Source organism: Bacillus sp. GS3m_15504, assembly GCF_055825275.1.
Map to the genome: position 1 here is coordinate 203307 of NZ_JBVVNL010000001.1, position 18794 is coordinate 222100.

Annotated in this window: 22 protein-coding genes; 16 read left to right on the forward strand and 6 right to left on the reverse strand. The window is 34.4% G+C overall.

What is annotated here, in order from left to right:
* Nucleotides 1-274 precede the first annotated feature (274 nt).
* From AC0L0O_RS01205 to AC0L0O_RS01230, 6 genes are all read left to right on the forward strand, one after another.
* Nucleotides 275-493, forward strand: coding sequence for a hypothetical protein (locus AC0L0O_RS01205; protein ID WP_445423695.1), 219 nt, complete (start codon nt 275-277; stop codon nt 491-493).
* A 21-nt stretch (nt 494-514) separates the two neighbouring features.
* Nucleotides 515-895 (forward strand): hypothetical protein, encoded by a 381-nt coding sequence (locus tag AC0L0O_RS01210; protein ID WP_473785621.1) that lies wholly within the window; start codon nt 515-517, stop codon nt 893-895.
* 223 nt (nt 896-1118) lie between these two features.
* Nucleotides 1119-1283, forward strand: coding sequence for a hypothetical protein (locus tag AC0L0O_RS01215; RefSeq protein WP_003289561.1), 165 nt, complete (start codon nt 1119-1121; stop codon nt 1281-1283).
* Between the two features lie 11 nt (nt 1284-1294).
* A complete protein-coding gene (locus AC0L0O_RS01220; protein WP_473785622.1) occupies nt 1295-2161 on the forward strand; it encodes a phage major capsid protein in 867 nt (288 codons plus the stop codon).
* A gap of 30 nt (nt 2162-2191) precedes the next feature.
* A complete protein-coding gene (locus AC0L0O_RS01225) occupies nt 2192-2779 on the forward strand; it encodes a hypothetical protein (protein WP_473785623.1) in 588 nt (195 codons plus the stop codon).
* Between the two features lies 1 nt (nt 2780).
* On the forward strand, nt 2781-3416 hold the full coding sequence (locus AC0L0O_RS01230) for an AarF/UbiB family protein (protein WP_473785624.1): 636 nt from the start codon (nt 2781-2783) through the stop codon (nt 3414-3416).
* 185 nt (nt 3417-3601) lie between these two features.
* Here the strand turns inward: AC0L0O_RS01230 and AC0L0O_RS01235 are convergent, their stop codons facing one another.
* From AC0L0O_RS01235 to AC0L0O_RS01245, 3 genes are all read right to left on the reverse strand, one after another.
* Nucleotides 3602-3919: a hypothetical protein gene (locus AC0L0O_RS01235; protein ID WP_149884912.1), complete on the reverse strand. Its 318-nt coding sequence runs from the start codon at nt 3917-3919 to the stop codon at nt 3602-3604.
* A gap of 4 nt (nt 3920-3923) precedes the next feature.
* Nucleotides 3924-5807 (reverse strand): DEAD/DEAH box helicase, encoded by a 1884-nt coding sequence (locus AC0L0O_RS01240; protein WP_149884911.1) that lies wholly within the window; start codon nt 5805-5807, stop codon nt 3924-3926.
* A gap of 407 nt (nt 5808-6214) precedes the next feature.
* Nucleotides 6215-6976, reverse strand: coding sequence for a hypothetical protein (locus AC0L0O_RS01245; protein ID WP_473785625.1), 762 nt, complete (start codon nt 6974-6976; stop codon nt 6215-6217).
* A gap of 280 nt (nt 6977-7256) precedes the next feature.
* On the opposite strand from AC0L0O_RS01245, the gene AC0L0O_RS01250 reads away from it, so the two are divergent.
* The 4 genes from AC0L0O_RS01250 (at nt 7257) to AC0L0O_RS01265 (ending at nt 8565) form a co-directional block, all read left to right on the forward strand.
* Complete coding sequence (locus AC0L0O_RS01250) at nt 7257-7472, forward strand: hypothetical protein (RefSeq protein WP_473785626.1); 216 nt, start codon at nt 7257-7259, stop codon at nt 7470-7472.
* Nucleotides 7473-7611: 139 nt separating this feature from the next.
* Nucleotides 7612-7857 (forward strand): hypothetical protein, encoded by a 246-nt coding sequence (locus AC0L0O_RS01255; protein ID WP_473785627.1) that lies wholly within the window; start codon nt 7612-7614, stop codon nt 7855-7857.
* Nucleotides 7854-8021: a hypothetical protein gene (locus tag AC0L0O_RS01260; RefSeq protein ID WP_327960434.1), complete on the forward strand. Its 168-nt coding sequence runs from the start codon at nt 7854-7856 to the stop codon at nt 8019-8021. The genes AC0L0O_RS01255 and AC0L0O_RS01260 overlap by 4 nt, the downstream gene beginning before the upstream one ends.
* 70 nt (nt 8022-8091) lie before the next feature.
* The gene (locus AC0L0O_RS01265) at nt 8092-8565 is read left to right on the forward strand and encodes a hypothetical protein (RefSeq protein ID WP_473785628.1); all 474 of its coding nucleotides are present in this window, start codon (nt 8092-8094) and stop codon (nt 8563-8565) included.
* Between the two features lie 334 nt (nt 8566-8899).
* Here the strand turns inward: AC0L0O_RS01265 and rpsD are convergent, their stop codons facing one another.
* Nucleotides 8900-9502 (reverse strand): 30S ribosomal protein S4, encoded by a 603-nt coding sequence (gene rpsD, locus AC0L0O_RS01270; RefSeq protein WP_000135311.1) that lies wholly within the window; start codon nt 9500-9502, stop codon nt 8900-8902.
* A 397-nt stretch (nt 9503-9899) separates the two neighbouring features.
* Here rpsD and megL point away from each other — a divergent pair, with 397 nt between their 5' ends.
* On the forward strand, nt 9900-11078 hold the full coding sequence (megL, locus tag AC0L0O_RS01275; RefSeq protein ID WP_000726584.1) for a methionine gamma-lyase: 1179 nt from the start codon (nt 9900-9902) through the stop codon (nt 11076-11078).
* 61 nt (nt 11079-11139) lie between these two features.
* Here megL and AC0L0O_RS01280 read toward each other — a convergent pair whose 3' ends face one another.
* Entirely contained in the window at nt 11140-11619 is a 480-nt protein-coding gene (locus AC0L0O_RS01280; RefSeq protein ID WP_000494331.1) for a GAF domain-containing protein, read from the reverse strand.
* A gap of 147 nt (nt 11620-11766) precedes the next feature.
* Here AC0L0O_RS01280 and refZ point away from each other — a divergent pair, with 147 nt between their 5' ends.
* A complete protein-coding gene (gene refZ, locus AC0L0O_RS01285; protein WP_000814927.1) occupies nt 11767-12405 on the forward strand; it encodes a forespore capture DNA-binding protein RefZ in 639 nt (212 codons plus the stop codon).
* Nucleotides 12406-12416: 11 nt separating this feature from the next.
* Here the strand turns inward: refZ and AC0L0O_RS01290 are convergent, their stop codons facing one another.
* Nucleotides 12417-13361 carry a DMT family transporter gene (locus AC0L0O_RS01290; RefSeq protein ID WP_001036071.1) on the reverse strand — a complete coding sequence of 315 codons (945 nt, stop codon included), beginning with the start codon at nt 13359-13361 and terminating at the stop codon, nt 12417-12419.
* A 124-nt stretch (nt 13362-13485) separates the two neighbouring features.
* On the opposite strand from AC0L0O_RS01290, the gene AC0L0O_RS01295 reads away from it, so the two are divergent.
* The 4 genes from AC0L0O_RS01295 to thiI all read left to right on the forward strand — a co-directional run bounded on the left by AC0L0O_RS01295 (nt 13486) and on the right by thiI (nt 18779).
* A complete protein-coding gene (locus AC0L0O_RS01295; protein ID WP_000362552.1) occupies nt 13486-14328 on the forward strand; it encodes a LysR family transcriptional regulator in 843 nt (280 codons plus the stop codon).
* A gap of 206 nt (nt 14329-14534) precedes the next feature.
* Entirely contained in the window at nt 14535-16247 is a 1713-nt protein-coding gene (gene ezrA, locus AC0L0O_RS01300; RefSeq protein WP_000377288.1) for a septation ring formation regulator EzrA, read from the forward strand.
* A 168-nt stretch (nt 16248-16415) separates the two neighbouring features.
* Nucleotides 16416-17558: a cysteine desulfurase family protein gene (locus tag AC0L0O_RS01305; RefSeq protein ID WP_000638961.1), complete on the forward strand. Its 1143-nt coding sequence runs from the start codon at nt 16416-16418 to the stop codon at nt 17556-17558.
* Between the two features lie 6 nt (nt 17559-17564).
* Nucleotides 17565-18779 carry a tRNA uracil 4-sulfurtransferase ThiI gene (gene thiI, locus AC0L0O_RS01310; RefSeq protein ID WP_000989283.1) on the forward strand — a complete coding sequence of 405 codons (1215 nt, stop codon included), beginning with the start codon at nt 17565-17567 and terminating at the stop codon, nt 18777-18779.
* Nucleotides 18780-18794: the final 15 nt, after the last annotated feature.

Below are 18794 nucleotides of genomic sequence, written 5' to 3' on the forward strand. Positions count from 1 at the left end.
GCGGCAATAAGTACAAGTCTTAGAGCTGTAAGGGTTTATAGTGTTCGTATTGCTAGTTTCTATTAATGAGTTATTAAAAATGTATTTATGTTTATAACAAATATACGTATTAATTATTTGTGAGATAAATGCACGAATGAGATATGACGGCCAGCAATAAGCAATAAAATAAGTACAAGCCTTAGAGTGACAAGGAATTGGAATTATTGCCTACTTGTTGCTTTGTTGCCGAAAAGTAGCAATAAACCAATTTTTATTAAAGAGGTGTGTAGAAATGGCAATTAAAAAAGTTCCAAGTGTATTAGCAATTGAACGTGATGAAAAAGGAAATCTCAGCACATGGTGTCAATACTGTAGAAAGTTCCATCATCACGGAAGAGGTGAAGGACACAGAGATGCACATTGTTTTGAGGAAGATAGTCCTTATATTCGTACAGGCTATGTTCTTAAAAAGATGAAATTATCTGGTAAAGAAATTGTGATCAAAGAGTAAACCTAAGTAGGTGATATGTAATTGAATTGGTTGAAAGACTATCAGAAGTTAGAACAGGACATTGCTTATTTGGAATACAACTTAGATAAAACAAAGGCTGAATTAAAACGTTGGATCAGTGGTGATTTGCGAGAGGTACGTTTAACTGCTGAGTCAGATGGCGCAAAAGTAGAAGTGCATATTGAAGCAATTGAGTATGAACTGGCTCATAAGATGAATGATTTATATGATATGAAAAAGTTAGTCAGTACATTCAAAGGATTAGACAACAGGATACTCAAGCTGAAATATATGGATGGAATGACATTAGAAAAAATTGCTGAAGAACTGAAGTACAGCACAGGCTATATTAACAAGAAACATGCTGAGATTATGAGAGTTTTTAGGAACACTGAGAAATAAAAGTCAGAAAAAGCTGTGGAAGGTATTGAAAGAATAGAAACATAGATTTATGACGTTGTGTAGAAAATATTCTATCAAAAGAATAATAAATTAAATCTATTCTCGTTCGTTAAACAATCCCCCCCACTTACAAAATAAATAAAAAAACTTATTGGGGACCGAGAGGGGGAGGTTTTTCCAATAGAGCGACCTTTTAAAAATTAAAAAGGGGGTGTGAAATATCGTGGAAGAATTATTCGTGAAAAAAGAAGGTGGAATTCAAAAACGAGCCAATCGAACTAAGGGAGAAAAGATAGTAGATAATTTTTTGTTTGGTTGGAGACGGATTCGAAGGGCAAATAAAAGGTTGAGAGCACAAAATAAAAAGCCTAACCAAAGAAGAAAATAGGAGGAATAATTATGTCAACAAATACCGAAATTAGAGAAGCAATCAACACTTATGTACGTCGTAAAGGTCAAACGAGAGCAGGTTTCACATCTGTGGAAGGCGGAGCATTAATTCCAGAAGAGTTATTAGCACCACAAAAGGAAAAAGTAGATACAGTTGATTTAACACAATATGTACGTATTGTCCCTGTTAATCATGGTTCTGGAAAGTATCCTGTTATTTATAAATCAAATGGGAAAATGGTATCTGTTGAGGAACTTGCGAAAAATCCTGAGTTAGCAAAACCAACATTTACTGAAGTTGAATATGCAATTGAAACATACAGAGGTTATATTCCAGTTTCACAAGAAGCGATTGACGATGCTGATTTTGACATTGCAGCACTAATTGCAGAGGGTATTAAAGATCAAGATTTAAATACGAAGACTGAACAAATTGCTGATATTTTAAAAACAGCTACCCCTAAAGTAGTAGTAGGTTTAGATGGGATTATTACTTTGTTAAATACAGAATTAAAGCAATTCTATAATAACAAGTTTTATATTTCTTCATCATTATTTAACGAATTAGATTTGTTGAAAGATAATACTGGCCGTTATTTATTAGAGGACGATATCACTGTGGCATCTGGTAAACGTATTAAAGGCAGAGAGGTTGTTGTTTTAGATGATGAGATCATCGGTAATAAAAAAGATGATTTAGTTGGCTTTGTGGGAGATGCCTATGAATATTGCACTTTATTTGACCGCCAAAAAGCGTCGATAAAGTGGATTGAAAATGATGTTTATGGACAAATTTTAGCTGGATATGTTCGCTTTGATGTAAAAAAAGTGGATGAGGAAGCTGGATGCTATATTACGTATACACCAAGTATTTAAGTAATGGAATCTGATTAGGGGGATAATTTTATGAAATGTATGATTAAAAAAGGAGAGAGTAATAGAATGAATTCATTAAATAAATTAAAAGCTTTTGCTGCAGGAATTAAACAACCGATGAAAGTTGCTGAACAGAAGAGAAGTGAGATTAGTAGTTATATTGAAAAATTAGAGCATGAAAGAACAAGTTTGGAAAAATCTGAAGGTGAAAGTCTTATTGGACAGATTATAGATATTGATTCAAAGATTGATGCATCTAAGAAAATGTTACAAAAAGCGCCTTCATCACGTTATCCTTCTGATAAGAGTAATGAGCTTTTCAATGAGTATAATAAATTGTATAACGAATACTTACAAGAATTTAAAGAAGAGATGGAGTATGATATACAACAAATTGAGAAGTATTCAAATGAGATTAAAAAATTATTAGATAAGGCAAAGAAAACACAAACTAGTAAATATATTGAATTAAACAATGTTGTTGGAGTGATAACGCCTTATGTTGACACTAATGTTGTATGTGATTTTCATAGTACGTTAAGAAGATTTGATACTACGTTTTCAGTTGATGAAGCATCAGAAAAATTTAGAGAAGGAATTAAGTTGTTAGAAAAGTGATATGCTTGCCAAAAAAGAGAGTCTTATTCATAGTAGCTTTAAGATAGAGAATGTAGATTTAACTAAACTAAAAAAAATAGGTCGTGGAGTGGAGTACACAGTTTATGCTTTAAGTGATGAGTTAGTATTGAAGATCTCTAATGGATGGCATTGGCAAAATTCTAGTAAAGTCCTAATAGATTTACAAGGCTTGCCTTTTGTTCCAAAGGTATATGAATGTGGTGATAATGGAGAATATATAGTTATGCAAAGAATATATGGAAACACCGTATTTTTGTATGCGCGTGGCTATTCCTGGTTTCGAGTTCAATATAATTATGAGACACATAAAAGAAAGACACAAGAATTTATTGAAGGATGTGCCAAAAGAGGATGGTTACCAAGAGATCTTTATGGCGGTAATATTATGATAAGCGAAGAGGGGGATTTTTGGATAGTAGATTTTGGGTTGTTTTTGAAGGTGAAAAATGATCTGTATTCTTCTAAGCAATTTCAAAATCTGTTAAATCAAGGCCAAGGTATTGTGGATGCTTACGATCGAATTCAAAATACAGAAAAGCTATTCGGAGCAAAAACAGTTATGAATATTTGTAATCAACCATATACAAAAATTTTTGAAAGAGAAAATAAAAAATAAGAAGATACAAGGTATTCGTACAATCTCGATGATGGAATTTGGATTTATTAGGAAGTAGAACCAATGGTGTATCGTTTGGAGATTTAACATGTAAGCCGTTTTGTTGACGGCTTTTTTATAAGATAAAAAATACACTCACTTTTCAGCGTGAGTGTATTTTAATGTTTATTTACTTTCACATTGGATTATGCTTTTTTTATTTCTTTAAAATAATTAATTTGATCAAGAATTTTTTGCTTTTCTTTTTCTCTACAATAAATTGTCTCCTTAATATTATCAATGTTAGATTCTAACTTAATCAATAAGTTATCTTTAAATTTATATATATATTCTGCTTCAGTATGATCTTCTAAAAAACAAAAAACGTGAGCCTCAAGTATTCCATGAACTTTCTCGAAATTAATTTTTGTATAGTTATCTAATGTTAAATTAGATACTAATAGTTCAGGTGTCAGCTTAGGAGAATATGTCTCCTCATATAACTTTTCAACAATTTTTATCATTTTTTCATTTCTCCTTAAAATGATGTTTTAATGTTTGAACAACATATTCAGAGTAAGTATCGACTTGTTTAATTGCACGTTCGTAATCATCAAGTTCCCATTCCTTACGATTTTTTCTATTAAAATTCCTTAATGACATATTAAGGTACTTTGCTAAGGTAGCTCCATTATTATCTTTATTATCATAAGGCTTTTGATTAGGATTAGCAATAAATTCATGACGTAGTTCTGTAATTTCAGTCCCAGCTAGATCGAGTTTGAAATATGTAATAATGTCAGGTACAATTTCTTCTCTAATTTTTGAATCAAGCATGGATCGGAGATTCTTTTGATATAAGTCTGGTCTTAGTAATCGTTCAGTTTTTGCATTATCCTCAACATTCATCTGTCTACTTAAATTAATTGCTAATTCTTCATTGATTCCGAATTCGTTCATTAATTTTTGTATTCGTTCTTGTTCTTCTTTTAATTTCGTCTCTCTTAGTTTTAACAGTTCAGTATCCATAAAAGCATCCGCATCGGTTAAGTACTCATTTGATTCTTCGGTATTACCAAAATCTAAATCTTCAAGTGGGGTGGTTGGTTTTAACGCTTTTTCTTTTCTTGCTAATTTTTTTATTTCTTTGATAACATCACTTTTACGGATCTCATTTTTATAGTTATCCCACAATGCATCTAAATTTAATTCTTGATGATGTACAACTTGGGCAATATTATCTTCCTCGTTAATATTATATCCATCACTTATTGAAATTGTTCTTAAAACTCTTCCGATAAATTGCTGATAAGGTAGATCAGATTTAAAAGGTCTAAAAATAGCAGCAATAGATAAAAATTTATGGTCATATCCCTCACCTAATAATGCTACGTTTACGACTACATCTACTTCATGCCTTTCAATTTTATCAAATTCGTCATTTAATGAACTCTTGTCCATTTTACTGTGAACAATCGCTACTCTCATACTTCTTTTTTCATAAATATCTTTTAACTGTAATGCGTGTTCAATACTACATGCAACAGCAACGATTTTATGAGGATTATTATTGGTTTTCTCTTTTTTCTGTTTTAGCATTTCAATTGATCTATCAACAACACTGATATTACTTTTTGGCGATAAAGCGACACTCCGTGTAATCCAGTCATCTTTTTTAATTTTTAAGATTTCTTCTAAGGAATAAAATTCATCATCTTTTTTATCCAAAGTAAAATACATTTTTTCTGGAACGTATTTAAATCTCTCAAGAGATTTTACATATCCATTTGCCATAGCCTGTCCGAGGTTATATCTATATATTTCTTTTCCTTCAATTTGTACACCATCACTCCTAAATGGAGTACCAGTAACCTTCAGTACTTTAGCGTCTGAAAAATATTCTATAGCTTTTTTCCAGGTATGTGCTTCTGAATGGTGGGCTTCATCAATTATTATGAAATCGAAGAATGTAGAATCAACTTTATTTAATAAAGAACTTTCTAGTCTTTCCTGTAACTTATGGACGTTTAAAATAACTATATCTGCACTCTCTAAAATACCATTGCTTATCTCTTTGGAATATTCTATTACGGTTGGAAGCTGAGGTTTCCCAGTAAAAACTTTGGTTGATAACCAAAAATTCTTTGGATACATTGGATCTAATGAACCTAAAACAGTATCTTTCACAATTGTCTGAGGGGTAATTATTAATACCCTTTTTTTAGCTATTCCATATGGGGCAATTGCCATTAAGCCTGTTTTTCCTGTACCTGTTGGTAATACTACTAAGGACATTCTGTCATTTTCTTGGTTAGAGTAATGTTGTAATAAACTTTCGTAGGCAAAAACTTGAGGATCTCTTAGATTTACATTACTTCTAATATGTGGATTTGCAAGTGAAAAATGATTCATAGGTAATTTTCCTTTCCTAGTTAAGACACTATAACTCTATTAGTTTTTTTATTAGTTGCATGGTGTAATATGTATTTATTTCCATCATACCATATTCTATATTTTAAAATAACAGTAGAATAATAGATTTACTTAAATGAAAAATGCATCACACTAGAAAAGGATATATTTGTGTATTAACCTTATAAAGTTATTCAATGTTAAAAGAGTAATTCCTTTATTCCGGAAGCCCCCCTATCAAAAATTAAAATTCTCTCTCTGGGGAGGATAGGTAGCGTAGGGGGCAAAGCTATCGTTAGATAAAATTTTTTGAAAATAAAGGGGGTGAATTAAAACGAAATAATTTTTATTTTAAAGTTAAATAAAAAAAAGCATCCATTATGGATGCTCTTTCCGACATGTTGATTTTATTTTGAAGAGTTTTTTCGTGTTTTCATTTTTGAGTATTTTAAATATACATTTGATGAAAAGTCACATACATAAAAAGTGTCATCTTTCTGTTTATTTTTTTCATGGAATACACTTCTTTTATCATCGATAATAAAATTATGTATGAGTTGTAACTCTGATATTTTTTCTTCACTTATGATTTCCATAAGGTATTGCGGTTGAGAAGTTTTATTGAATCGTTTGCTTAAATATAGATAAAAAAAGCTCATAAATAAAGGAATAATGATAGCAATTAGTATGAAATTGTATTTATTACTTTGAGGGATGTTTACATGGAAAAAGCACCAATAAAAAAACATAAAACTAAACATATGAATTATAGAAAGCCATTTTATAGATCGATTGAACCAATTAGCTTTAAGGAGTTTTTTAGGTAAAAGACTTATTGGTATAAGAATTAAAAAGAGTAGAGTAACTAATATATAACTTAGTTTATACAATGGTTCTAAAATAAATGCATAGTTGGTTATTAGATTAGGCATAAAGAACTTGAAATAGGATGCAGGTACAATGAATATAGACAGTGCAATAATAAGAATGTCCTGGCAAAAGGAAAAGATATTTATTTGTTTCCGTGTAACTTTGTCCTTAAATAATTGATCGAATTCATTGGCAGTGGAAGACTCCATATAGAATGAACCCAATCCTTTTACAATCCCCCAAACCCCTACAGCTGCCCCTGCGATTTTAGCCATATCAGCAATTTCGGTAAATGACATATAACTTATATATCCTCCTTTAATTATTTTGGTTTAATATTCCAATTTGGTTATTATAACATAATTTAATTGTTTTATTGATGCTTGTTGCACATTAAAATATTTATCCAACTAACGTTTGTCCGTTAAATTGTGTATAATTCCATTTATGTAATCCATGAGACTTTTTATTTGTGTAAAGGTATTAATCTAACTCAAAGCGAACTTATCCATATTCCAACTGAAAGGGTGATTTTTTTATTATGAATAAACAATAACGATAATAATCGGGGGAATTATGATGCCTTACATTAATACACCTGTTGGAAAAAGAGAAGTATCACAAATAATTTACGATTTGATTGATAAGTATGGAACACCATGTGAAAGTAGTGAACCGTGCCCAAGTAGATACATAAAAGATGGTTATGAATACCATTGGTTTGTGGGGGAAGATGGGAAACTTAGAACAACAATAGAAAAAGTTGAAAGTATAAAAACTAAAAAGAAAAAATGAGGCGCGCCCTTACTATGACATCACGAAAAAGGTTGTGAACATTATTCATACCCTTTTTTATATTCACTTATAAAATATTTGAAGGTATTTTTTATATTAAATCAAACTTATCCATATTCAAAATTGAAAGGGTGATTAAATGATAATTCGAGAAGGTATTGAGGTAACTAGAATTACCTTAGATGGTTATGAATTACCGATTCCAGAAGGATATTCTGAATTTCTGCTTCGTGCTGGATATTGGAGGTACGGTGAAAAAGTAGAAAAAATCAATCGCGAGGAAATTCTAGCGGATTATGATAGAAAAGTTGTCCTGAAAGATGGTAAATTACGAACCATACTAACTTACAAAGGAAATAAAAAGAAAAAAGGTAAAAAATTATGAATGAAAGGGAGAATCTTATAGAAAGAAAAGAACGAACTATATTAGATAATCCACCTAGTGAGGAAACAGCATTAAAAATGGCTGAGTTTTTTATGAGAACTTCGGTACCTCGTATATTGGCGGAAATGAAAGCTACAGAAAAAGCTAAAAAGAAAGTAATGTAATAAGTGGAATTTCTTATATGTTAATAACCTTATGTGGTAATATTTATTTACAACATAAGGGGGAAACAAAGTGAATATAGCATTAATTATTACATCGATTATTTCATTAGCTACATTATTTGTATCAATTTATAACGCTAGAACCTTGAATGAAAATAAAGAAAAAGATCGTAGGATCGCCGTAGAATTATCTGAGAAAAGAAGAATGCAAAATGATTTATTTGAACACATTACAAAAGTTCTTGATATAGGTAGAAGGTGTGATGTAGAAACTGATGAAAAAGAAAAGCAAAAAATGAAATTTGAATTGTTAGATCACAAAATATTTATTTGGATTAACTTAGATAGAAAAAACAAATTCACAAAAGATTTAAGGGAAAACTGTAATGAATATGTTACTTGGTGTGCTGATTTTTTAAGCACATCGGATGAAAAGAAAAAATCACATTACCAGAGAGCTTCTGAGCAAAATAAAAAGGTTATATGGGTTTTAATTGATAAATATATTGAGGAAGAAAATAAATTAATAGAAGGATTAATGTAGTCACATTCAACAACTGAATGTGGCTTTTTATTATACCTTGGATGTGAGGGAAGCTTTAATAAGATTCTTCCATAAACAAAACTTTATATTGAGAAGGAAAGAGAACATGAATAATAAAGGTAATTAAAGTATCATAATTCATTTTCTTATTCTGTTAACACTTACCCATTTCTATACACACGCCAGCCATTTTTATTGTGGCCCCAAAGTGGCCCCAATTACATGCTTTTTTATGACTTATCTTGCATTATTAAATAAAATAAAAAAAGCCCAGAAACCTTGATTTAACAAGATTTCTAAGACTTTTAATACGACTCTTTGCAGAGTACCGAGATTAACGAGAGTAGAACTCTACGATTAATGCTTCGTTGATTTCAGCTGGTAACTCAGCACGCTCAGCGTGACGAGTGTAAGTAGCTTCTAATTTGTCAGCATCGAAAGTTAAGTATTCTGGTACGAAGTTGTTAACTTCGATCGCTTCTTTAACAACAACAAGGTTGTTAGATTTTTCGCGAACGCTGATAGTTTGACCAGGTTTTACACGGTAAGATGGGATATCTACGCGAGCGCCATCAACCATGATGTGACCGTGGTTTACTAATTGGCGAGCTGCACGACGAGTGCGAGCTAAGCCCATACGGTAAACTAAGTTGTCAAGACGAGCTTCAAGAAGGATCATGAAGTTTTCGCCGTGCTTACCAGGCATTTTACCTGCTTGGTCAAATGTGCGACGGAATTGACGCTCAGTCATGCCGTACATGTGACGAAGTTTTTGTTTCTCTTGTAATTGTAAACCGTATTCTGAAAGTTTCTTACGTTGGTTAGGACCGTGAGGACCTGGTGCGTAAGGGCGTTTTTCTAATTCTTTTCCTGTGCCGCTTAGAGAGATTCCAAGACGACGAGACAGTTTCCAAGCTGGACCTGTATAACGAGCCATAGTTGACTCCTCCTTTAAAATGTTTTTATTTACGTAAAATAAAAACAGACGTAATCGATATTTACGGGCATTTTGTTTTCATGTACCTTCGCTCCAGCAGCAGGGAGTTACGAGATACACCTCCGTAGAGGAACAAAATACAAACGATAAACTCACATTACAAGGCTGCCTTTTTATTTTACACAAACGCTATTATATCTTTTACCCAGAGTTTCGTCAAGCGAGTACGTTTTTGTTTTATGCATATAAATTTTGGAAATGAACAAGAAGGAATTTAAAACGATATAAAAGAAGAGATAGAAACACAAATAAAACGCTTACATAAAATGAAGTAAAACGTTCATCAAATTTTTAATGATGAATATGCGGCAATAAAAACATAAAAGGGGATGTTTTTATGAAAAAGAAGCATATGGAGACAGCATTAATTCATCACGGTTATACATCAGAGGAACATAAAGGAAGTTTGACACCGCCTTTATTTCAAACGTCTACATTTACATTTGAGACTGCGCAGCAAGGAGAGGCGAGTTTTGCGGGAGTGGATCCATCTTATATTTACTCAAGACTTGGAAATCCGACTGTGAAATTATTTGAAGAACGTATGGCAGTGTTAGAAGGAGGAGAAGAAGCGCTTGCTTTCGGGTCCGGTATGGCAGCTATTTCCGCAACGTTAATTGGTTTTCTAAAAGCTGGAGATCATATTATTTGTTCAAATGGATTATACGGATGCACGTACGGCTTTTTGGAAGTGTTGGAAGAAAAATTTATGATTACGCATTCGTTTTGTGATATGGAGACAGAGGCTGATATTGAAAATAAAATTCGCCCAAATACAAAGCTTATTTTCGTTGAAACACCGATTAATCCGACAATGAAATTAATTGATTTAAAACAAGTGATTCGGGTTGCGAAGCGAAATGGTTTACTTGTCATTGTTGACAATACGTTTTGTTCACCTTATTTACAAAGACCGCTTGAACTTGGCTGTGACGCCGTTGTTCATAGTGCGACAAAATATATTGGTGGTCACGGTGATGTTGTAGCGGGTGTAACAATTTGTAAAACGAAAGCGTTAGCTGAAAAAATTCGCCCGATGCGAAAAGATATCGGCGGTATTATGGCACCGTTTGATGCGTGGTTATTGTTACGCGGATTAAAGACACTAGCGGTAAGAATGGACCGCCATTGTGATAATGCAGAAAAAATTGTATCGTTCCTAAAAAATCATGATGCGGTAGAAGGTGTTTGGTATCCAGAAGGGGAGTTAGCATCTCGCCAAATGAAACGGGGCGGCGGCGTTATATCTTTTTCAATTAAAGGCGGGAAAGAAGAGACGCAAGCGTTTATTAATGACCTCTACTTTATTACAATTGCAGTCAGTTTGGGAGATACAGAAACGTTAATTCAGCACCCGGCAACGATGACGCACGCTGCGATTCCAGCTGAGTTAAGACAAGAAATGGGTATTTATGATAATTTAATACGTTTATCTGTCGGTTTAGAATCGTGGGAGGATATCGTTTCTGATTTAGAGCAAGCATTAAAGAAAATATCTACTGTTAGTAATCAATAAAAAAAGAGCTAGCTATCGGTTTTGTACGTAATGTACTCAATCGATAACTAGCTCTTTTTTGTTACATATGTTTTAGGAGTGTTTCCACAAATTTTTCTAAATAGCGCTGATCTACTTCGTCGAAACGATTTTTTTCAGGACTATCAATATCAAGTACACCGATGACATTCCCATCTTTTATGATCGGTACGACGATTTCTGAATTTGAAGCACTGTCGCAAGCGATGTGTCCTGGGAATTGGTGAACGTCTGCTACAAGCTGCGTTGTTTTCGTTTCAGCTGCAACGCCGCAAACGCCACGTCCAAATGGAATGCGCACGCAAGCAGGCATTCCTTGGAATGGTCCAAGAACAAGCTGATTTCCTTCTGTTACGTAAAAGCCAACCCAATTAACGCGATCTAGGAATTGGTTTAATAATGCGGACGCATTTGATAAGTTTGCGACTATGTTTGATTCGCCAGTTAATAATGCATCCAGTTGTTTTATTACTGTCTCATATTGCTGCACGCGAGATCCTGCATAACTTTCTTTAGTAAACATGGAAACAGCTCCTTTTTTATCGAGATGTGTAAAATATTAGCAAAATACGATGTATTTCACATGACTTTGTCGATAGAAAATTAAAGGAATTTGTCTTAAAAGTCAAGAAATTTAAACTATAGCTGTTCAGTGAGAGGAAGTGAGCGCATGAAACAGACGAAACAAAAAGTAATTGATGCGGCAATATCGTTGTTTAACACGAAAGGTTATGATGGAACGTCGGTGCGAGACATTGCAAAGCGAGCGGATGTGAATGTAGCGAATATTTCATATTATTTTGCTGGAAAGCAAGGTTTATTAGAGCAGCTTATTACTGATTTTTTGGAAGGGTATATTCATGTGATTGAAACGTCGTTTGAACAGAGAGAATATTTGTCGGCTAAAGATGTGATGGTGCAAATGGTACGCGGGATTTTACGATATCAATTTGAAAATAGGGAACTGACACGTTTTTTTTACCGAGAGCTTTCGCTTGATACGACATTAATTCGCGAAGTGATGACCGTTTATTTTTCTAAAGAAAGATATTATATAGAGCAAATGATTAGACAGGGACAAATGAAACAAGAATTTAAAAAGGTATCTTTTACAATGTTTATGACGCAATTAAAAGGCATGATGAATATGCCGTTTTTATATCCGCAATATATATCAGAAGTGTTGCATTCTTTTCCATCTGAGACTTTTTTCTTAGAAATGTACACGAAAGAGATTGAACAATGGATGGAACAAACATTATGTATAACGAATATGTACTATGAATGGCCAAGAGCTGTTCATATGTAAAAAATCCCCACCTAACGAACGGAGGTGGGGATTTTTGTGCTTTCTTTTCTTTGCCATAAATTGTTGCATAATAGCGCGATAATTGTTAATGAGGCGCCCACAATTTCAATTTTGTCGACTGTATAACCTCGAAAGATGGAACCGATAAGTGCAAGTACAGGAACTAAATTCATAAATAATATGCCGTTAATAGATGAAATATAGCGATTTCCTGCGTTCCAGCAAAATACTGCGATAACGCCTGCAATAATAGACATATATAAGAGTTCAAAACGAACGTTCATAATTGTAGATAGTGAAGGTACAGTAACGACGTTTGTATAAGTTAAAAAGGTGACGATAACGATGAGTGAAATCGAGCCAAATAAACAAGTTAACGTCGTATATCTGAGTGGTGACCAAGATTGAAAACTAGCACCACCGTTTGTATAAATGACCCAGCAAGTAACGCCGCATAGCATAAGTATATTTGTTGAGAGGTGACTGGCAGCTCCAAATAATAAGTGAATATTTCCTTTTGAAATGACAAGCATAACGCCAATTAGTGCAACGAACATACAAAGGAATGTGTAGTTTTGTGGGCGTTTATTTTTTGTTATCCACTGCAATAATAAAGCGATGAGTGGCATAAGAGACTGAATCATCGCGGCATGGATGGCTCCGGAAGTTCCGGCAAGTTGTTGTCCGTAGAAAACGAGAAAACCATATCCTGCGAAACCGACTGTTCCGTAAAAGAGTAATGAAAGAGTTTTCTTTTCTAAGCGGAGTGACTTTGTCCCTTCGGTCATTAATAACAAAATAAGAAAAATAATAGCTGCTGATCCATAGCGAATCGTTGTGAAGAAAAACGGATCGATAAACTGTAAGGCGTTTGCCATGACAGGAAACATAAATCCCCAGGCCGTTACGGCAAGTAAGCATAGAAGAGATCCGAGTAGCATTTGTTTTTTGTTCAAGAGTATCTTTCCCCTTTACATTTCGTTATAGTAAGTTGATGAAATAAGTATAAAGAGTAATTGTTTATAGAAGGAAATACTGATTTTTTATGACAGTTATAACTTTTTGTTAGAGGTGTGTACGATGGATTTAGAGGCAGTACGATCGTTTATTGAAGTGAAGAATACGCGAAGTTTATCAAAGGCGAGTAAGATTTTACATATTTCTCAGCCGGCGCTTAGTAAACAAATTCAAAGGTTAGAAGCGGATTTAGAGGTTACTTTATTGAAGCGTTCCGCGCAAGGAGTAGAATTAACAAGTGCTGGAGAGTTATTTATAAAAAGAATGTTACCGGTTTTGGAACACATACATGAAGTGAAAGCTGAAATGAAGAAGTTTCAAGAGAAGAGGAACATTTCGATAGGCATATTGCCAAGTTTAGCAGCACATTATATATCAAAATGTAAAGATATATTAGGTGACGGGTTTGAAGTAGAATGGAAAATTGAGCATACAAAAGTACTGATGGGACTGTTTAAAGAACGGAAGATTGAAGCGATCTTCATCGATTCAGTAGTAGAAGGCGCTACGTGTATAAAAGAAATACGAGAAGAAAAAATTGTTTGTGTCGTTTCAAATGATCATCTTTATAAAGAGAAAACAGTAATCCGAATGGAAGATTTGCAAAATGAAAAGTTAATCGTATACCCAGAAATCTGTGATGTTAGGAAAATGATTACGCATATGTTTCAAGGGATAGGTGCGAAACCGATCATTGCATTTGAAACTTCTTATGCAGAACCGATGCTTGCAATGGTTGGTGCTGGACTTGGTATCACGTTACTTCCAGAAATGTCAGTAGAGCAAGCGGTAAAGCAAGGGAATGTGCATGCGATTTCTATTGAACCGCCACTTGTGCGCAAAATTTATTTCGTATCTCATATGGAAGAAGGCCCTTTGTTGCATTCATTTGATGATGAGAGGTAATCCAAACGGAATATTGAGAAAGATTACAATTGCATTGAAAGAAACATGAAATTTTAAAAAAACTAGGTCAAAAACAAGCCATTACATGGTATGATTAGTACATTGTTAGTTGTTAAATATAGGGGAATTCCCTTTTTATACATAATGCCTTCCATTTCATAAACGGAACGGACAAAAAAAGAGATATAACTAGGAGGCTTTTTTGCATGGATTCTATCCTGACGATCGTTATCATTGTAGTAAGCTCTATTCTAGTGCTGCTCATGATAGAGCTTGTGATAAGAAATCGTTCATATAAAGATATTGAAGCACTTGAGCAGTGGAAACAAGAGATAAAAGATAAACCTGTGGCAGATGAGCTAAAACGGGTGAAAGATTTAAATATGACGGGCCAAACAGAAGAACTGTTTGGTAAATGGCGTGAAGAATGGGATGAAATTGTATCAACAACGATTCCGAAAGCTGACAAAGATTTAGCGCAAGCGCGAAAATTCGCCTCGCAATTCTCCTTCCGAAAAGCAAAGCATGCGATGAATGAATCCATAAGTGGTTTAGATGACGCTGATAATCGTATTACAGACATTTTAAATGAATTACAGCAATTGTTAGAAAGCCATGAAAAAAATAGCTCAGAAATTGAAGAGTTACGTGATACATATCGTAGTATGAAGAAGAGTGTTCTTGCTCATAGACATATGTATGGAGCAGCAGAGCAGAAAATCGAAGAGATGCTAGACGCTGAATCTGAGAAATTTAAAACCTTTGAAGAAGCAACAAACAATGGCGACTATTTAAAAGCGAGAGAAATTGTTATTAGTTTGGAAGAAGGTTTAGCAGATTTAGAAATCATTATTCACCAAATTCCAGATTTATTGGTAGAGTGTCAAGCGACGTTACCAGTTCAGCTGGAAGATTTATTACACGGACATAATGATATGGTAAGACAAGGCTATGTATTAGATTATTTGGAAGTCCCTAAAGAAGTTCGCGATATGACGAAACAACTACAAACATGTTTAATAGATATACAAGAGCTTCACATAACGGAAGCGGCTGAAAAAGTAGAAAACTTGAAAACACGTTTAGATGGCTTCTACGATCAACTGGAACAAGAAGTACATGCGAGACATTATGTGGAGCAAAAAACACTTTCTGTTTATGAAGACTTAGAAGAAATTCGCACGGAAACGATTGAAACAAAAGCAGAAACACAACTTGTGAAACAAAGTTATCAGTTACAAGATAAGGACATTGAGTCTCAAAAAGTAATTGAAAAGCAAATGCACATTTTAACGAAACGTTTTGAAATGTTGCAATTACGCGTTGCGGAACAAGATATTGCCTTCTCTATTATTCGTGAGGAACTAGAAGAGATTTATGAGCAATGTGAAACATTAAAAGTACTTCATGCAGAATATAAAGAAATGCTGCAAACGATGCGTAAAGAAGAATTTGAAGCGCGTGAGAAGTTACAAGAAATGCGAAATACTATTTTTGAAACGAAACGCTTTATGCAAAAGTCGAATTTGCCAGGTCTTCCAGAGAGTATTATGGAAGATTTAAAAAGAGGACAAATGGCAATGCAAGCTGTATATGAGCAATTAGAAGTGAAGCCGTTAAATATGAATGCTGTAAATAGCAGTTTAGAAGAAGCTTACACAACTGTTAATGGTGTAGCTGAAATGACAGAAGAGTTAATTGGACAGGCGTATTTAGTTGAAAAATTAATTCAATACGGTAATCGTTACCGCAGTCATGATGAGAACCTTGCAGAGAGCTTAAATTATGCGGAGAAATTATTCCGTGAATATCAATACGATGCGGCTTTAGAACAAGCGGCTTCTGTACTAGAGCAACTTGAGCCTGGCGTTGTTCAAAAAATAGCTGAATATGTAGACAATGAACAAACCCTTTCATAAGGGTTTGTTTTTTTGTGTAATTTTGCAGGCGATGTTGCTATAATGAATAGCGGAATACAGTAAGGTTATTCGTTTCAAAATATAACGGAACCTTTGAGTAGTCTTAGCGTAATGACACGTATTTGTGATATGATTATATGATGTGACAGCGCTGAAAGGGGAAGAACGATGATCTATTTTGATAATAGTGCGACGACAAAGCCATATCCAGAAGCTCTTCAATCGTACGTAACGGTTGCGGGGAAATATTTTGGGAATCCTTCTTCTATTCATTCGCTTGGAGGAGAGGCAGAGCGTCTATTAACACAATCAAGAACAATTGCAGCGCAGCTTCTTCACGTTAAACCTTCTGAAATTATTTTCACATCAGGTGGAACGGAAGGGAATAACCTTGCGATTAAAGGAATAGCGATGAGGAATCGTTCGCGCGGTAAACATATCATTACAACGAATATTGAACACGCGTCTGTGTTTGAAGCATATAAACAATTAGAAGATCTCGGTTTTGATGTAACATATTTACCGGTTAATGAGCATGGTGTTGTATCGGTAGAGGATGTAAAGCGAGCGCTTCGTGAAGATACGATTCTTGTGTCAATTATTCACGTGAACAACGAGACTGGAGCAATTCAGCCCGTTGCTGAAATTGGAACGTTATTATCGAATTATCCGAAAATAAGATTCCATGTGGACCATGTACAAGGGATAGGAAAAGTACCGCTTAATTTATACGCTTCTCATATTGATCTTTGCTCAATATCTGGACATAAATTCCACAGTGTAAAAGGAACAGGTCTTCTTTACGTACGTGATGGCGTAAGGTTAGATCCAATTTTATCAGGTGGCCAACAAGAGCTGAAGTATCGCTCTGGTACAGAGAACTTACCTGGCATTGTAGCGATGGTGAAAGCACTTCGCATGACAATGGAACAAGTGAAAGAAAAGGTAGCTCATTTACACAGTTTACAAGCAGAGCTTGTCCGTTTCTTTAAAGAAATGGAAGATGTAACAATCAATACGTCGCTTGCATATGCAGCACCGCACATTTTAAATGTATCATTTGTTGGTTTAAAACCAGAAGTGGTCGTTCATGCTTTAGAAGAGCACGGTGTATATGTATCAACGAAATCTGCTTGTTCTTCAAAAGCAAATGAAGTGAGCAGAGTGTTAGTGTCAATGGGAGTACCGCATGCCGCTGCTGCAAGTGCTATTCGCATTAGTTTGGCGCCAGAAAACACGATGGAAGAAGTAAAGCAATTTGAAGGTATTGTGAAAGAGACGATGCCAAAATTATATGAAGTGATGAGGTAAAGGAATATGATGACATATGAATATATTTTAGTTCGTTATGGAGAGATGACGACTAAAGGTAAGAACCGTTCTAAATTTGTAAGCACATTAAAAGATAACGTAAAGTTCAAACTGAAAAAATTCCCAAATATTAAAATCGATGCAACACATGATCGCATGTACATCCAATTAAATGGCGAAGATCATGAAGCGGTATCTGAAAGATTGAAAGATGTATTTGGTATTCATAAGTTTAACTTAGCGATGAAAGTACCATCAGAATTAGAAGACATTAAAAAAGGTGCATTAGCAGCTTTCTTACAAGTAAAAGGCGATGTGAAAACATTTAAAATTACTGTACACCGTTCTTATAAGCATTTCCCAATGAGAACGATGGAATTATTACCTGAGATTGGTGGACATATTCTAGAAAATACAGAAGATATTACTGTGGATGTTCATAATCCAGATGTAAATGTACGCGTAGAAATCCGTAGCGGTTATAGCTATATTATGTGTGATGAGCGTATGGGAGCTGGCGGTTTACCAGTTGGCGTTGGGGGAAAAGTAATGGTACTTCTTTCTGGCGGTATTGATAGCCCAGTAGCAGCGTACTTAACGATGAAACGCGGCGTATCTGTGGAAGCAGTTCACTTCCATAGCCCGCCTTTCACAAGTGAGCGCGCGAAACAAAAAGTAATCGATTTAGCACAAGAATTAACGAAATACTGTAAACGTGTAACACTTCATCTTGTTCCATTTACAGAAGTGCAAAAAACGATTAATAAAGAAATCCCATCTAGCTATTCAATGACAGTTATGCGCCGTATGATGATGCGTATTACAGAGCGTATCGCAGAGGAGCGTAACGCACTAGCAATCACGACTGGTGAAAGTCTTGGACAAGTAGCAAGTCAAACGTTAGATAGTATGCATACGATTAACGAAGTAACAAACTATCCAGTTATTCGTCCGCTTATTACGATGGATAAATTAGAGATTATTAAAATCGCTGAAGAAATCGGCACATATGATATTTCAATTCGTCCGTACGAAGATTGCTGTACAGTATTCACACCAGCAAGTCCAGCGACGAAGCCGAAGCGTGAAAAAGCAAATCGTTTTGAAGCGAAATACGATTTCACACCATTAATCGATGAAGCTGTAGCGAACAAAGAAACAATGGTATTACAAACGGTAGAAGTAGTAGCGGAAGAAGAAAAATTCGAAGAACTTTTCTAAAACCATAAATTACCA

Excerpts from the sequence above, each read along its gene's own strand:
- AC0L0O_RS01205 (WP_445423695.1), top strand. The coding sequence starts at position 275 with ATGGCAATTAAAAAAGTTCCAAGTGTATTAGCAATTGAACGTGATGAA.
- AC0L0O_RS01220 (WP_473785622.1), top strand. The coding sequence starts at position 1,295 with ATGTCAACAAATACCGAAATTAGAGAAGCAATCAACACTTATGTACGT.
- AC0L0O_RS01225 (WP_473785623.1), top strand. The coding sequence starts at position 2,192 with ATGAAATGTATGATTAAAAAAGGAGAGAGTAATAGAATGAATTCATTA.
- AC0L0O_RS01230 (WP_473785624.1), top strand. The coding sequence starts at position 2,781 with ATGCTTGCCAAAAAAGAGAGTCTTATTCATAGTAGCTTTAAGATAGAG.
- AC0L0O_RS01235 (WP_149884912.1), bottom strand. The coding sequence starts at position 3,919 with ATGATAAAAATTGTTGAAAAGTTATATGAGGAGACATATTCTCCTAAG.
- AC0L0O_RS01240 (WP_149884911.1), bottom strand. The coding sequence starts at position 5,807 with ATGAATCATTTTTCACTTGCAAATCCACATATTAGAAGTAATGTAAAT.
- AC0L0O_RS01245 (WP_473785625.1), bottom strand. The coding sequence starts at position 6,976 with ATGTCATTTACCGAAATTGCTGATATGGCTAAAATCGCAGGGGCAGCT.
- AC0L0O_RS01250 (WP_473785626.1), top strand. The coding sequence starts at position 7,257 with ATGCCTTACATTAATACACCTGTTGGAAAAAGAGAAGTATCACAAATA.
- AC0L0O_RS01255 (WP_473785627.1), top strand. The coding sequence starts at position 7,612 with ATGATAATTCGAGAAGGTATTGAGGTAACTAGAATTACCTTAGATGGT.
- AC0L0O_RS01260 (WP_327960434.1), top strand. The coding sequence starts at position 7,854 with ATGAATGAAAGGGAGAATCTTATAGAAAGAAAAGAACGAACTATATTA.
- rpsD (WP_000135311.1), bottom strand. The coding sequence starts at position 9,502 with ATGGCTCGTTATACAGGTCCAGCTTGGAAACTGTCTCGTCGTCTTGGA.
- megL (WP_000726584.1), top strand. The coding sequence starts at position 9,900 with ATGAAAAAGAAGCATATGGAGACAGCATTAATTCATCACGGTTATACA.
- AC0L0O_RS01280 (WP_000494331.1), bottom strand. The coding sequence starts at position 11,619 with ATGTTTACTAAAGAAAGTTATGCAGGATCTCGCGTGCAGCAATATGAG.
- refZ (WP_000814927.1), top strand. The coding sequence starts at position 11,767 with ATGAAACAGACGAAACAAAAAGTAATTGATGCGGCAATATCGTTGTTT.
- AC0L0O_RS01295 (WP_000362552.1), top strand. The coding sequence starts at position 13,486 with ATGGATTTAGAGGCAGTACGATCGTTTATTGAAGTGAAGAATACGCGA.
- ezrA (WP_000377288.1), top strand. The coding sequence starts at position 14,535 with ATGGATTCTATCCTGACGATCGTTATCATTGTAGTAAGCTCTATTCTA.
- AC0L0O_RS01305 (WP_000638961.1), top strand. The coding sequence starts at position 16,416 with ATGATCTATTTTGATAATAGTGCGACGACAAAGCCATATCCAGAAGCT.
- thiI (WP_000989283.1), top strand. The coding sequence starts at position 17,565 with ATGATGACATATGAATATATTTTAGTTCGTTATGGAGAGATGACGACT.